The sequence below is a fragment of the Commensalibacter sp. M0355 genome, assembly GCF_016101365.1.
GTDB lineage: Bacteria > Pseudomonadota > Alphaproteobacteria > Acetobacterales > Acetobacteraceae > Commensalibacter > Commensalibacter melissae.
The window spans coordinates 237,031-252,124 of record NZ_JACFQQ010000001.1 but is presented as its reverse complement, the minus strand read 5'-3'; the positions used below and the strand labels follow the sequence as shown (position 1 = coordinate 252,124).

The 15,094-nt window shown below is 37.2% G+C and carries 13 protein-coding genes; 9 read left to right on the top strand and 4 right to left on the bottom strand.

Annotated elements, in window-relative coordinates:
- The first annotated feature begins 106 nt into the window (after positions 1-106).
- Positions 107-451: a MarR family transcriptional regulator gene (locus H3T44_RS01200; RefSeq protein WP_110438182.1), complete on the top strand. Its 345-nt coding sequence runs from the start codon at positions 107-109 to the stop codon at positions 449-451.
- Positions 452-609: 158 nt separating this feature from the next.
- Complete coding sequence (locus H3T44_RS01195; protein WP_198195643.1) at positions 610-1,209, top strand: hypothetical protein; 600 nt, start codon at positions 610-612, stop codon at positions 1,207-1,209.
- A 41-nt stretch (positions 1,210-1,250) separates the two neighbouring features.
- Here the strand turns inward: H3T44_RS01195 and H3T44_RS01190 are convergent, their stop codons facing one another.
- On the bottom strand, positions 1,251-2,285 hold the full coding sequence (locus H3T44_RS01190; protein WP_198195642.1) for a UDP-phosphate alpha N-acetylglucosaminyltransferase: 1,035 nt from the start codon (positions 2,283-2,285) through the stop codon (positions 1,251-1,253).
- A gap of 63 nt (positions 2,286-2,348) precedes the next feature.
- Between H3T44_RS01190 and H3T44_RS01185 the strand changes: the two genes are divergently transcribed.
- From H3T44_RS01185 to proP, 4 genes are all read left to right on the top strand, one after another.
- Entirely contained in the window at positions 2,349-4,307 is a 1,959-nt protein-coding gene (locus H3T44_RS01185; RefSeq protein WP_232347472.1) for a nucleoside-diphosphate sugar epimerase/dehydratase, read from the top strand.
- A gap of 57 nt (positions 4,308-4,364) precedes the next feature.
- Positions 4,365-5,498 carry a DegT/DnrJ/EryC1/StrS aminotransferase family protein gene (locus H3T44_RS01180; RefSeq protein WP_198195640.1) on the top strand — a complete coding sequence of 378 codons (1,134 nt, stop codon included), beginning with the start codon at positions 4,365-4,367 and terminating at the stop codon, positions 5,496-5,498.
- Positions 5,499-5,502: 4 nt separating this feature from the next.
- A complete protein-coding gene (locus H3T44_RS01175) occupies positions 5,503-6,009 on the top strand; it encodes a hypothetical protein (RefSeq protein ID WP_198185221.1) in 507 nt (168 codons plus the stop codon).
- A gap of 97 nt (positions 6,010-6,106) precedes the next feature.
- Entirely contained in the window at positions 6,107-7,609 is a 1,503-nt protein-coding gene (gene proP / locus H3T44_RS01170) for a glycine betaine/L-proline transporter ProP (RefSeq protein WP_198185222.1), read from the top strand.
- Between the two features lie 66 nt (positions 7,610-7,675).
- Here proP and H3T44_RS01165 read toward each other — a convergent pair whose 3' ends face one another.
- Complete coding sequence (locus H3T44_RS01165) at positions 7,676-9,565, bottom strand: ABC-F family ATP-binding cassette domain-containing protein (protein WP_198195638.1); 1,890 nt, start codon at positions 9,563-9,565, stop codon at positions 7,676-7,678.
- A gap of 115 nt (positions 9,566-9,680) precedes the next feature.
- On the opposite strand from H3T44_RS01165, the gene ndk reads away from it, so the two are divergent.
- Entirely contained in the window at positions 9,681-10,103 is a 423-nt protein-coding gene (gene ndk, locus H3T44_RS01160; RefSeq protein WP_110438175.1) for a nucleoside-diphosphate kinase, read from the top strand.
- 41 nt (positions 10,104-10,144) lie between these two features.
- Here the strand turns inward: ndk and purN are convergent, their stop codons facing one another.
- Positions 10,145-10,762, bottom strand: a complete 618-nt coding sequence (purN, locus tag H3T44_RS01155) for a phosphoribosylglycinamide formyltransferase (protein WP_198195637.1) — start codon at positions 10,760-10,762, stop codon at positions 10,145-10,147.
- 19 nt (positions 10,763-10,781) lie between these two features.
- Positions 10,782-11,897 carry a phosphoribosylformylglycinamidine cyclo-ligase gene (purM, locus tag H3T44_RS01150; protein ID WP_198195636.1) on the bottom strand — a complete coding sequence of 372 codons (1,116 nt, stop codon included), beginning with the start codon at positions 11,895-11,897 and terminating at the stop codon, positions 10,782-10,784.
- A gap of 109 nt (positions 11,898-12,006) precedes the next feature.
- Here purM and H3T44_RS01145 point away from each other — a divergent pair, with 109 nt between their 5' ends.
- Together H3T44_RS01145 and H3T44_RS01140 are read left to right on the top strand one after the other, a co-directional pair.
- A complete protein-coding gene (locus H3T44_RS01145; protein ID WP_198195635.1) occupies positions 12,007-12,738 on the top strand; it encodes a DnaA ATPase domain-containing protein in 732 nt (243 codons plus the stop codon).
- A gap of 141 nt (positions 12,739-12,879) precedes the next feature.
- Entirely contained in the window at positions 12,880-15,075 is a 2,196-nt protein-coding gene (locus H3T44_RS01140; protein WP_198195634.1) for an RNA degradosome polyphosphate kinase, read from the top strand.
- Positions 15,076-15,094 lie beyond the last annotated feature (19 nt).

The following is a 15,094-nucleotide window of genomic DNA, read 5'->3' as shown; positions in this document are numbered from 1 at the left end:
TAATTTGTTATAATTTTTTGTAGAGAAGGTTGATATTTTAAGTCATAATACTCATTTGTTTAACTGACACAACGTTATATGTAAGTAATTATTCAAAGGTTATAAAATGACTTCTAAAAAAATCCCTTTTGAACAACAGATTGTTATTCTCCAGAATACAATCACGACAATGGTACGTCAGGATAAACCTGACTTGTCAGCACGTCAATTGGCTGTTTTCTTGATTTGTTATTTGAATGAAACAGTTCAGACTGTTCGTGGATTGGCAGCGGCTCTAAGAGTTTCAAAACCGGCTATCACAAGAGCTCTGGATCGATTGGAAGAACTCAATTTGCTAGGTAGAAAAACAGACCCTATGGATCGTCGTTCTGTATTAGTGCAGCGTACAGAAGAAGGTTATGAATATTTGCAGAATATTCAATCCATTATGAGCGAAGCTGTGAAGCAATAATAATGGTTATATAACAATTACTATATATGTTGTAAGAGCAGTTATTAATTCAATAACTGCTTTTTTATTTAATACCCAAAATGAGAATGTAGTTTAATATATTTATTTATTTCCAGGTAAGTGTTATTATAGTACAGAAACTATTTGGGGAAATCATAATGAAAAATAATAACTTACTCTTTGCCGCTACTCTGATTGGATCGTCTTTTTTGATTAATCCAATATTTGCGGCCAATCATCACAAACGTGTTCACCAAGCTGCTGCATCTTCTGAAAAATCCGTAGGTACGGTGACTATGACCTTTCATTCAGCAGATTTAGGTGTTGGTTATACTTGGGGAGATGGTGTTCTTCATTATAGGGGACATGTTTACAAGTTCAAGATAAAGGGTGGTGATGTTGTTGCATTAGGTTTTTCAAAATCTCAAGCAACAGGACGTGTTTTTCAGTTAAAAAATATATATGATTTTGCTGGAAAATATGCTGCCGCGACGGGTGAAGCCACAGCTGGTGTTGGTGTAGGGGCTGGAAATCTAAAAAATGCAAAGAATGTTATCATTAAAATGGATACAAGCACTGTTGGCGGAAGATTGGCCGGTGCACCTGCAGGTTTTGAAATTAAATTTGTTGATAAACATTTGCAAAAAGCAGCTGAAGCTGACAAGCAGAAAGAAAGAAACATTAAAAAATCTGCAAATAAAAGTCATATGACTGCAGATGAATTAAATGGTGAACAACTAGATAAAATGAAAAAATAGTTGTTTGAATTTTTGGAAAATGGTAACTGGATATCATACAGTTACCATTTTTTTATATTTAAAGACTGTGTTTTGTAAAGAATGAATAAAGTCCAGATAAGTTGAGGCAAAATCAGTAGCGAGCACGCGAGTTCAATGTTTTGCAATGAAGTAAGGGGGAATAGATAGAATAAAAAACCACCCCAAATGCAAAATAAACATTCTATAAACGTGATTAAAATCGGAGAAATATGACTGCGATGGGCCATTTGATATAAATGGCTGCGATGTGCTTGTAAATAAGGTTCCTTGTTAATTATTCTACGTATTAATGTAAAAGTCACATCAAAAATGAAACCAAACAAAAGAAAAAATATTATTATATTTTGAGATATTAAGGTGACAAAGTCTGGGTTGATCGCTGTGCCTAAGGGAATAATGGCAAAAGAGGCCAATATCAAACCGCAAGCTTGACTGCCGACATCTCCCATAAAAATTTCAGCTTTTGGGAAATTAAAAGGAAGAAAACCGAGCAATCCAGTCAACAGGGATAATGCAAAAATTTTATTTTCCAGATTTGTGCTATAAAAATAAATAAACAGGCAGCAGATTGCGGCAACTCCAGCAGCCAAACCGTTTAAACCATCCATAAAATTATAAGCATTAGTTATATAAACAAGCCAGATTATAAAAAAAGGAAGCAAATATAAATGGCTTTCTAAGAAAGAGGCTGGAAAGACAAAAATACAAACACTTATGGATGCAATAAACTGAATTGCCAGTTTGGATAAGGCTGACCATTGTTTGATATCGTCCAGCCACGAAAATAATGATATGAATGTAATGGTTGATAATAAACCTATGATTGATAAAGAATAATGCTGGTTAAATAAGTAAATAAAACTTATATTGGCAGTTAAAAAGGCGGAAATGATACCTATCCCACCGCCTTTTGGTATTGGAAATGTATGAGAACTCCGTTGGTTTGGATTATCCATAATACCAACTGAGGCAACATATTTCACAATTGTTGCGGATAATAGTGTATTGGAGATAAGCCAGATAAGTAACAAATATTTATAGTTTACAGAGTTCATTGTTTTTTGAATGTAATGTAATTAAATAAAGTTATTCTGCATTATTTAAATGGAAAAGTGATTTTGCAACAGCCTAGTGTAACTATTTCTAGCCAACAAAAAAAGATATTTAATCGTATTGCTATCAATATTTTTATGGATGGTCTGTTGGCAGCCATTGCCGCTCCATTGGCACGTTGGCTTTCTGATCCACAGGGCGGGTTTATCCATCCATTATGGTTTTTAACGGGTGGTGTATTGACCTTGCTGGTTAGTGGAATACCATTTCATATTCCACAACAATATTGGCGTTTTTCCGGGATAGCGGATTTGTTAAATATAGCCGCTGCATCTGTAGGCAGTGCGATATTATTTACCTGTTTATTGTATGTAACCGGATATCCATTACCTTCCGTGACATTTCCGTTTATTTATGCAATGGTTCTTTTGCTATTAATGGGCGGTGGTAGAATAGGTTACAGGATTTTATCTGCAGAAGCATTTAGGAATTATTTCAATAAAAAAAGAAAAATTATCATTGTTGGAAATGATGCAGATATTGATCTGTTTATGCGGGCTATACGGCTTGATCATTCAAACGTATTATCGGTTATGGGACTGATCTCTTTTCGTCAGAATAGAAAAGGGCATCGTATTCATAATATTCCCATTTTAGGAAGTTTGGATGATTTTTCTGTCATACTTACACAGCTTGATGCACAAAAAAAATTACCTTCTTTATTCGTGATTATTGGTCAAGAATTAAGAGGGGAGCAATTGCGGGATTTTTTAGCAATTGCGGATAAATGGAATATTGATGTTCAGAGAACACCAGTAATTACCCATTTATCACCTGCCGCCAATTTAGAATTGAAACCGATTGCTCTTGATGAATTATTGAACAGGCCACAGATTGTCTTGGATCGTGCTGGCATGGCTGAAATGATAAAGGGCAAAGTCGTGGCCATTACAGGTGCGGGAGGAAGTATAGGATCAGAATTGGTTCGGCAAGTTGCTGATTTATCCCCTAAATTATTATTGTTGCTTGATCAAAGCGAATATGCACTATGGAAGATAAATATTGAATTATCGGAAAGTAATTTTGCAGGTTTAAGGGAAACGATCTTAATCAATATACGAGAAAAGAAAAGAGTGGATTCCCTCTTTCAAAAATATAAACCAGATTTGGTCTTTCATGCTGCAGCTTTGAAACATGTATTTACAATCGAGAATAATCCAATCGAGGGATTTTTAACAAATATTATTGGCACGCGTGTTGTGGCTGATGCTGCTGTTAAATGCGGGACACAGGCATTTATTATGATATCAACTGATAAAGCGGTTAATCCCTCAAGCTTTATGGGCGTTTCAAAACGAATTGCAGAAATGTATTGTCAGTCTCTCGATAAAACCATTCGTGACCATGATCCTGAAAAGAAAAATCAGGGTTTTGAATGGTTGGGTATGAGCAAAATGCGATTCATTACGGTAAGGTTTGGAAATGTTCTTGGCTCAACAGGATCTGTTGTTCCCCTGTTCAAGCGTCAGTTGAGTCATGGAGGACCTTTGACGGTTACCGATCCAAATATGCAACGCTATTTTATGACTATTCCAGAAGCGGTAGGGTTGGTTTTACAGGCTAGCGTAAGAGCAACAATAAGATTTGGGAATGGAGACAAAACGGATGAGATGTTGCATCAGGGGGGCATTTTTGTACTTGATATGGGAAAACCCATAAAAATTCTGGATTTAGCACGTCAGATGATTCGCCTTGCCGGGTTAAAACCGGATGAGGACATAGTCATAGAATTTACCGGAGCAAAACCTGGTGAAAAATTATTTGAGGAATTATTTTATGGTCGTGAAGCCCCAGTTCCAACTGATCATGACGGTTTATTGATGGCAACGCCCAAAGGTATGGATATCAAGGTGGTTACGGAATATATCGATCGGATTAGATATGCATGTGATAATAATGATGTTGTTGAGGCAATAACATATGTGCAGAAATTAGTGCCTGAATTTAAACATTTGTCGAATTAAATGAACGAAATCAAAAAATCGAATAAGATAATTTAAAAAATTATACTAGAGGTAAATATGAATGATCCGATATTATTTTTAGATTTGAACAAACAACAGGCACGTATAGGAAAGATTTTAAAAGATCGTATAGACAAGGTTTTTTCACATGGAAAGTTTATTTTAGGACCTGAAGTTCAGGAACTTGAAGATCGTTTGGCGGAATATGTCGGTGTTTCATATTGTATAGGGGTTTCATCTGGAACAGATGCAATCCAGATTGCGTTAATGGGTGAAAATGTTGGAAGAGGGGATGCTGTTTTTTTACCTGCATTTACCTATACAGCAACAGCTGAGGTTCCATTATTGCTGGGTGCAACTCCCATTTTTGTTGATATTAATCCTGAAACTTTTCAAATTGATCCAATTAATCTCAAAAGTGCAATTGATAAGGTTAAAAAAGAAAATAAATTAAAACCTAAAGCCATTATTGGGGTAGATCTTTTTGGACAGCCTGCGCCATGGAATGAATTATGCCAGATTGCTAAAGATGAAAATTTATTTTTGTTGGATGATTGTGCTCAGTCCTTTGGTGGTCAATATCATGGAAAGAAACTGGGTAGTCAGGCAGATGCCACGATCACCTCATTTTTTCCATCCAAACCTTTTGGAGCCTATGGGGATGGTGGTGCAATTTTTACAAACAGTTTAGAAAAGTTTGAACTTTATCGCTCGTTGCGTTCGCATGGCGAAGGACAAACACGTTATCAGGTTTTGCGAACGGGAATAAATGGACGTTTGGATACGATACAGGCAGCAATATTGTTGGCCAAATTCGGTTATCTTGAAGAGGAGCTTGTAAGAAGAGAAGAAATTGCAACTTTATACGATGCCGCGCTTTTGTCTTGTGTAAAAATACCCGCTCGGGTATTAAATAGTAAAAGTGCCTGGGCAATTTATTCAATTCTATTAAGTGATGAAGCAGAACGCAAATTTGTACAAGATACGTTAAAGGCTGAAAATATTCCCTCGGCCATTTATTATCCCTTACCATTGCATTTACAACCTGCCTATCACTCCTATCATGATGGAACATATTTGTCAGTATCAGAGGAAATTTCCAAACGGATTTTGGCATTACCTATTCATCCAGAACTTTCGAATGCTCAGGTTAACCGTGTTATTCAAGCAGTTTTAAAAGTAAAAAAATAAAAGAATGAGAAAGCAAAATATAATTTTAACCCTTGTATTAATCGTTTGTCTTACCATTGTGATGATTATATGGCTTTCGGTCAGGGATAAAATTCAACCTGTTACTTTTCCACCGATAGTCAATGCAGAAATTGTTGTTGGGCCCTTGCACAAAAAACGTAGTTTAACACCTTCAGAGCTTGAATCGGTTAAGAAATGGATAAAATCCAATCTAAAAGGTTGGGGACCATTACATCAGAACCCGCCATCCACCGGGGATGTTGAAATTCAGTTTAATCGTGATCTGGACAAAAACTATTATATTAACAAACCTGAACAGGAAAAACCCCATCCTTTCACTTTGGTATTGTGGCTTGGGATCAGCCAGGCGGATTGGAATAATAAGATATTTTATGAAGTCATCAATGAGAGTGAAAGCAAGATATTTGTAAAAGATTGTAATGATAGTGCTTTTGATCCATTAAGAAAGCTTGTTGATCAATATGATTATGAAAGGACAGATTTTCCTTAAAATGTTTAAATCTTGTTAAAATCAAAAAAAATTAAAAATTTAAAAAATAAAAAAAATTGATTTATGAAGATAAATTATACTTTTGAAGGAAATATTAATGAGGCCAGTAAAAAAAATATATAAACCAATGAATATTAATGACATCACCATTATCGATGATGATAAATTAAAAAAAGCCATAACTGCAGCCGCACTTGGAAATGCAATGGAATGGTTCGATTTTGGGGTTTATGGATTTTTGGCCTTTGTATTGGGTAAGGTTTTTTTTCCTGATGCTTCACCAAGTGTTCAAATGATTGCCTCATTGGGGACTTTTTCTGTTCCTTTTCTTGTTCGTCCATTGGGGGGAATAGTTTGTGGTATTTTGGGGGATCGGTACGGAAGACAAAAAATCCTGGCGATAACTATAATCATAATGTCATTGGGTACTTGTAGTATTGGATTAATCCCAAGTTATCAATCCATTGGTATTATGTCCCCGGTCTTATTATTGATTGCAAAGCTTGTACAGGGGTTTTCAGTAGGTGGAGAATATTCTGGTGCCGCAATATTTGTCGCGGAATATTCCCCTGATCGTAAACGTGGATTAATGGGAAGTTGGCTTGATTTTGGATCCATCGCAGGGTTTGTAATTGGGGCTGGTGTTGTTGTTTTGATATCCAGCATGATTTCTGATGTGCAGTTTGAGAGATGGGGATGGCGTATTCCTTTCTTTTTAGCCCTTCCTTTGGGAGCAATAGGTTTATATTTGCGTCATGAATTGGAGGAAACACCAGCCTTTCAAAAGCATGTTGAGGATATGGAGGCTGAAAGTAAGGTAAACCTCAGAAATTCACCCAAGCTATCATATCGGGAAGTGGCCGGTAAATATTGGAAAAGTTTAATGATATGCGTTGGAATAGTAATTGTTACCAACGTGACGTATTACGTTCTTTTGACTTATATGCCGAGTTATCTTTCACATAATTTGCATTATTCAGAAAATCACGGCGTATTGATTATTATTGCCGTAATGGTTGGTATGTTATTTGTTCAGCCTATAATTGGAATGACAAGTGATAAAATTGGACGACGCCCTTTTATATTGGGGGGTAGCACTGGACTTTTTTTATTATCTTATCCTGCCTTTTTGATGATTCAAACCAATTCAGTCGGTTTTATATTTATTGGTTTATTAATTCTTGCCATATTATTGAATTGTTTTATTGGTGTGATGGCTTCAATCCTGCCAGCTATTTTTCCAACTCAAATTCGTTATAGCGCATTGGCGATCGCTTTTAATATTTCGATTTTAATCGCAGGCATGACACCAACAATTGTGGCATGGATGGTTGAAGCAACGCATAACTTAAATATGCCTGCATTTTATTTGATGGGTATTTCATTAATAGGACTGTGGACAGGAATACGAATGCCTGAAACGGCCAATAAACCCTTAAGAGGTGAAACACCAACAGCTTCCGATCGTAATGAGGCCAAAGAAATTTTATCAGAACATTTTGATACGATAGAGCAAAAAGTTGAGGAAATTGATGAAAAAATCGCAGATTTGGAACGACGTAGACAGATACTGATTGATCAACATCCTAAACTGGACTGATTCAATATTTTATTAACAGGCAATGATGAAATCATATTCATTGCCTGTTAGTATATTATAAATTATTTACAATTCTTTTTCGGTATTTTCCAGTTTATCTTGTAAAATAAGCCAATCTTCTTCGGCTTGATTTTTTCGTTTTTGATATTCAGCCAATTCGATTTGTAATTTTGTTATTTCTTCAGCTGATATATTTGAATAAAACTCTGGTGCAGCCATTTTTTGTTCAATTTTGAGATAGGCTTCACTATTTTTCTGAATAAGTAATTCTAGAGCCTTTATTTTATTTTTTAACGGTTGAAGTATTTTCCGTTTTTCCGCTCTTTCCTTGCGTGCTAATTTTTGAGATGAGCCAGTTTCTGTATTTTTTACAGATGAATCAAGAATACGTTTATTATCCGTTAGCCATTGACGGTAATCATTGATATCACCATCAAAAGATTCAACTGTACCATTATTAACCAACCAAAGCCGGTCAGCTATCAGTTCTATCAGACGTGGATCATGGGAAATAAGTATGACAGCTCCTTCAAAGGAGGATAATGCATGAATTAGGGATTCTTTTGCATCAAGATCCAAATGATTGGTAGGTTCATCAAGCAATAGGATATTGGGTTTATGACGTGTGATAAGAGCCAGAACAAGTCGAGCTTTTTCTCCACCAGACAAGGATTGAACAGGGGTATCAATTTGCTCGGTATTTAATCCAAATCGGGCAAGTTGCGCTCTCAATTCAGTGGGTGTGGCTTTTGGTAAAACCTTTTCAAGATGACTGAATGGGGTTTGATTAGGAATAAGTTCTTCTAACTGATGTTGAGCAAAATAACCAACAGAAAGTTTGGTGTGATTATGAATGCTACCTTCCATTGGTTTCAGACAACCTGCGATAAGTTTGATAAAGGTTGATTTACCGTTACCATTTGCACCCAAAAGGGCAATACGGTCATCTGGATCAATTCTTAATGTTAAATTGGAAAGTACAACATGATCGCCGTATCCAACCTTGACTTGATTAAGGGTAATTAATGGAGGCGGTAATTGTACAGGTTGGGGAAATTCGAAATGTATTGCTTTTTCCTCAACAATTTCTTCCAAAACAGGCAGTTTTTCAAGTGCTTTTAAGCGTGCTTGCGCTTGTCTGGCCTTGGTCGCCTTGGCACGAAAGCGATCGACAAAAGCTTGCATATGAGCACGTTTCGCGGCTATTTTTTCAGTTTCCCGATTTTGTTGAAGTATTTTTTCGTTATGTATTCTGATAAATTCATCATATCCTCCAGCTGTCATGGACAATTTCTGATGATGAAGATGGGCAATGGCATCAACACATTCATTCAAAAGATTGCGATCATGGCTGACAATTATTGCACTGCCAGAAAAATTGTTGATCCAGGATTGCAACCACAAAGTCGCTTCTAAATCAAGATGATTGGTGGGTTCATCAAGGAGCAGTAAATCGGGATTTAAAAACAATGTGCTCGCTAGAGCAACTCGCATTCTCCATCCACCAGAAAAATCCGAAATAGGACGTTGTTGGTTTTCTGCACTAAAACCCAAACCTGCAAGAATGGTTGCTGCGCGAGCCGGAGCGCTGTCAGCTTGTATGGCTATTAGTCTTTCATGAATTTCAGCAAGCCGATACCCATCCCGTGTTGATTCAGCCTCATTTATGAGATACGTACGTTCTTTATCCGCAGAAAGCACTTTTTCAATTAATGATAAATTACCAGATGGTGTTTCCTGTTTAACCCGTGCCATTTTTATACGGTTTGATAAAAGAATCTCACCTCCATCAATTGATATGTCTCCAGAAATTGCGGCTAGCAATGTTGATTTTCCTGTTCCATTTCGGCCAACCAGTCCAACTTTTTGCCCATTCTCAATGGTAAGGGAAGCATCTTCCAAGAGGAGACGACCTAAAATTCGAAGGGTAAGGTGATTTATAACCAGCGTACTCACAAATCTGCCTGCAAAATATGATAAAAAAACTATCGACAAGATAAGAGAAATACTTCTATTTACCAATAGAGTATTTTTCTCTGCAATATATTTACAGATTAAAGGAAATTTCAATATGACTTTACAAAGAACACTGTCAATTTTAAAACCAGATGCAACACGTCGTAATTTGACTGGTAAAATTAACGCTTTAATTGAAGGGACGGGATTAAAAATCGTTGGACAAAAACGTATTCAGCTAAGCAAGCAGCAAGCTGAAGCTTTTTATTCAGTTCATAAAGAACGTCCTTTTTTCAATGATCTGGTTGAATTTATGATAAGTGGTCCTGTCGTGGTTCAGGTTTTGGAGGGCGAAAACGCTGTTCAAAAAAATCGTGATATCATGGGTGCAACAGATCCTAAAAAAGCTCAGGCGCACACGATTCGTGCGCAATTTGCTGAATCAATTGAGGCCAATTCAGTTCATGGATCTGATTCTGCCGAAAATGCAGCTATTGAAATTCGCTTCTTTTTTTCAGACATTGAAATCTGCGTATAAAAATCAAAGGTTGGAGATCTTTATCTCCAACCTTTTTAAATTTATCCATTAATCAGGGTATCAGAAGTCGAATCAGCTTCAAATCCCAATAGAAAATTCTTTAAAACTCTTGGATAAAGAAGATGTTCTTGGTCCAATACACGTTTTGCCAAGGTGTTTTCTGTATCATCGGGAAGAACAGGAATTGCTGCCTGACCTAGAATAGGACCATCATCCATTTTTTCTGTTACGATATGAATGGTGCAACCATGTATCTTCACCCCTTTTTTAAGGGCTTTTTTATGGGTATCTAAACCAGGAAAAGCTGGTAAGAGACTTGGGTGAATATTTAGGATTTTACCTTTCCATTCATTGATCAAAAACGGGCTTAAAAGTCGCATATAACCTGCAAGACAGACTGTTGTAACATGATGGGCTTGAAGGGCCGCATTAATTTGGCGTTCATGAGCTTGTCTGTTATTGCCAAAATCATAGTCATCAATGACTTGAGTGGAAATTCCCGATTTGCGGGCGATTTCCAATCCTTTTGCATCTGGGTTATTACTAATGATCAACTCAATTGATGCTGGGAAAGAGGGCTTGGCACATGCATCAATAAGGGAACGCATATTTGAACCGCGTCCGCTTATCATGATCGCTATACGTTTTTTCTTCGACATTTAAAGGGTTCCCACCTTGTTAATCAATTTCAGGAATAAAGGTAAAATCGGGGAGGTCGCTGAAGAATACCTGTTGATCATTATCGAGTTCTGTTTTTGGTTCAATCTGGCCAATGATATAGGCTTGGACATCGGTATCATTAAGTAGTTTATTCACGGCTTCAAAATCTGATGTGATCAATATCATGCCAATACCGCAATTAAATACTTTCAGCATTTCCTCTGGTTGAACGTTACCAGCGTGGGCCAGCCATGAAAATACTGGTGGCATGGGCCAGCTTTGTCCGTCAACAACAGCCACAAGATTGTCTGGCAAAATACGTGGAAGATTGCCGACAATTCCACCGCCTGTAATATGGGCGGCCCCGTTTAGAAGACCAGCCTCATGAAGTTTTAGTACAGGTTTTACATAAAGCTGTGTTGGGGCGAGTAATGCCTCTCCAAGAAACTGGTTGGGATCGAAAGGTGCCACATCTTCCCATGACAGGTTTTGGGCTTTTACAATTGAGCGTACCAAGGAAAATCCGTTGGAATGAACACCATTTGATGTCAAAGCGATAATTTTATCACCGCTAGTGATATTTTTGGGTAGAATCTGATCTCTTTCAACAGCTCCAACGGCGAATCCGGCTAGATCATAATGCTTTTCCTTGTACATCCCCGGCATTTCCGCTGTTTCGCCACCAATCAAGGCACAGCCACTTGCTTCACAGGCCTTACTGATACTTTGTATGATACGTTGTGCCTGATCAAGCTCCAATTTTCCGGTAGCAAAATAATCGAGAAAAAACAAAGGTCTTGCGCCTTGCACAACGATATCATTCACACACATTCCAACTAGATCAAATCCGATATTGTCGCACAGCCCTGTTTCGATTGCGGGCAAAAGCTTTGTTCCAACCCCATCGGTTCCTGAAACAAGAATTGGATCTAGATAGCCAGTTGCTTTTAAGTCAAATAACGCACCAAATCCGCCCAGATTACCCATAACACCATTATTATGAGTTTGGGAGACAACCGGTTTTATAGCTTCGATCAATGCATCCCCTGTGGCAATACTGACACCAGCATTTTCATAGGTGATTTCATCCTGCTGGTTATTTAGTTCTGTATTCTCAGAAAAATCTGACTTCATTATTAAGCAGCCTCTATTCTTGCTTTATAGGTTTATCTTGAAATGGTTATAGGATAGTTTTACACCATAATAGGGTTTATAGGATAGATTGAATTTTGGTAAAGTAGTAATGCAGGAAAAAAATAAACAAAATTGTTTTTTTAATACGTCAAGGCAGCTCGCTTTACCCTTTACCTATAAGCCTCGTTTTATTTCTTCAGATTTTATAAATTCACCTTCAAATTTTGCTGCACGGACCTGGCTTAGAATCAGTAAAACAACCTACAATGTGCCAGATTGGCCAGATCGACGTTTGGCAATATGGGGAGATTCAGGAACAGGTAAAACGCATTTATTGCAAATATGGGCGGAAAGGGAACAGGCATTATATATTCCAGCTTCTGCTTTACAAAAAAACTCTTCTGTATATTGGTCCGAAAAATTACAAAATAAAAAAATAAAAGCCATTGTTATAGATAATGCCGATCTAGTCACTGATTTTCATTCATTGTTGCATATTTTAAACATGACCAAAGAGTTGCGGATCATAACTGTTCTAGGAGGGCGTTCCCCACCAGCTCGATGGGAAGTTGAGTTGCCCGATTTGGCTAGTCGATTACGGTCAATCATAGCGATTAAAATTGAACAACCTGAAGAGGAATTATTACGGCTTTTATTTCTTCGGTTAGTAGCTGACAGGCAATTGGTTATTCCAACGTCCATTATGGATATTATTCAGTTACGATTACCAAGAACAGCTTTTGCTGTACGTCAGTTTATTGAACGGTTAGATGAAATAACCCTTGTTGAACAGGGGGGAATGACCAGAAATCTGGTCATGAAAATTCTTGATGAATTGTAAATTTTATAATGATATAGAAATAATATGTTATAATTAAACGTGATTTTGAATTATTTGAAAAAACTAGAGAAAATTGTGTTAAAATTGATAAATTAATAAAATAATTTTTAATGCAAATAATTCAGTATAAAGTAATATTACATGATCCAAAAAAATCCTAAAAATATATCGAATATCAATCATTTGACACAAAATAAAATTACTGTGAAACAGTCGGGTCGTAAAATTAAGCAGCGAAACAGTATTCAGATATCTAATAATATCAAAATGGATTATGAGCGTTTTATTAATCGGGAATTATCATGGCTTGATTTTAACCAAAGGGTCGTAGAGGAAGCCGAAAACAAACATAATCCACTTTTGGAAAGGGTACGTTTTTTATCCATTAGTGCAAGCAATCTTGATGAATTTTATTCCGTACGTGTTGCGGGACTGACCGGTCAAGTGAGAGAGGGGTTGATAGCACTTTCTCCTGATGGTTTAACACCTGCAGAACAATTAGTTGCCATTCAGGAAAGGGTTAAGGGACTATTTAGTGACCAGCAACGGATCTATCATGAACTTATAAAATTATTGAGTGATTCAGGTATCATTGTTTGTAAGGCAGAAGAATTGAACAAGGAAGATCTGGCCTGGTTACATCAATTTTTTATGGAGCGTATTTTTCCAATCCTGACCCCTATTGCCTTGGATCCTGCCCATCCCATTCCATTTATACCAAATTTAAATCTCGCAATTGCTTTAAGATTGATTAGCCAAAATAGCAGCCGCAAATATGTGATGATTTTATTGCCGTCGCAGCTGTTGCGTTTTATACCTTTGCCTTTATCGTTATGTAGCAATAAAATTCAAAGATTTGTTTTATTAGAGGATTTGGTTAGGATATTTATTTCATCGATATTTCCTGGATACAAAATTGCGAATTATGGCTTGTTACGCGTTATTCGTGATACAGATGTCGAATTTGAAGAAGAAGCGGAGGATCTGGTGAGATCCTATGAAACAGCCTTGAAAAGAAGAAGACGCGGGGTTGTGATTCATTTGGATATCGATGAACATTTCCCTCCAAAACTTGGTGAAATAGTTGCCCATGCTCTTGAAGTGCCTCCAGAAGAGGTGACGGTTCATAAGGGAATACTGGGATTGGTGGATGTTAAGCAACTCATTGTTGATAACAGGCCAGATCTCCTTTTTCCATATTATTCACCTCATCTTCCCGCGCGTATTCGGGAAAGTGCCGGGGACTGTTTTGCCCTGTTACGCTCAAAAGATTTGTTGGCATACCATCCTTTCGAGAGTTTTGATGTTGTGATTCAGTTTTTGCGTCAGGCGGCTCAAGACCCTCAGGTTTTAGCCATTAAACAAACTTTATATCGAACATCCCGGGACAGTCCCATTGTCAAAGCTTTAATTGAGGCGGCAGAAAATGGAATTTCCGTAACAGCCATTGTTGAATTAAGGGCCCGTTTTGATGAAGAAGCCAATATTCGTCTTTCACGGGATTTGGAGGCAGCCGGTGTGCAGGTTGTTTTCGGTTTTGCCGATTGGAAGACCCATGCAAAATTGAGTCTTGTTGTTCGAAGAGAGGGGGGAAACATACGCTCTTATGCCCATTTTGGCACTGGCAATTATCATCCGATTACAGCAAAAATTTATACTGATTTATCCTATTTTACCTGTAATGCCGAATTAACGCGTGATGCGGCCAAATTATTTAATTATGTCACGGGATATGCACGTCCTGACAAAATGGAAAAAATTGCGTTTTCGCCTTTAACCATCCGTAAAACCTTAAATGAATTGATTGATGATGAAATTGCTTTCGTAAAAGCAGGCAAACCAGGTGCGATGTGGCTTAAAATGAATTCTCTTGTGGATCCACAATTAATTGACAAATTATATGAGGCGTCTTGTGCAGGTGTAAAAATAAATATAATTGTTCGAGGAATTTGCTGTCTTCGTCCGGGTATCAAAAATCTTTCTGAAAATATATTTGTCAAATCAATTGTTGGCCGTTTTCTTGAACATGCCAGAGTTTTTGTATTTGGAAACGGGTACGAGCTTCCTTCAAGATCGGCTAAAGTCTATATGTCTTCTGCAGATTGGATGGAAAGAAATATGGATCGTCGAATCGAGGAAATGATACCTATCTTGCCAGAAGATATTCATTATAAAATTTTAAATCAGTTAATGGTTGCAAATCTGAAAGATAATATGCAGTCTTGGCAATTGGGGAGGGATAAAAAATGGAAACGTCTTGAATCTTCGGAACCTCCTTTTTCCGCACATAACTATTTTATGGAGAATCCCTCGTTGGATACAAGGCCTTTGGATTAGACTATAATCTATTATAATT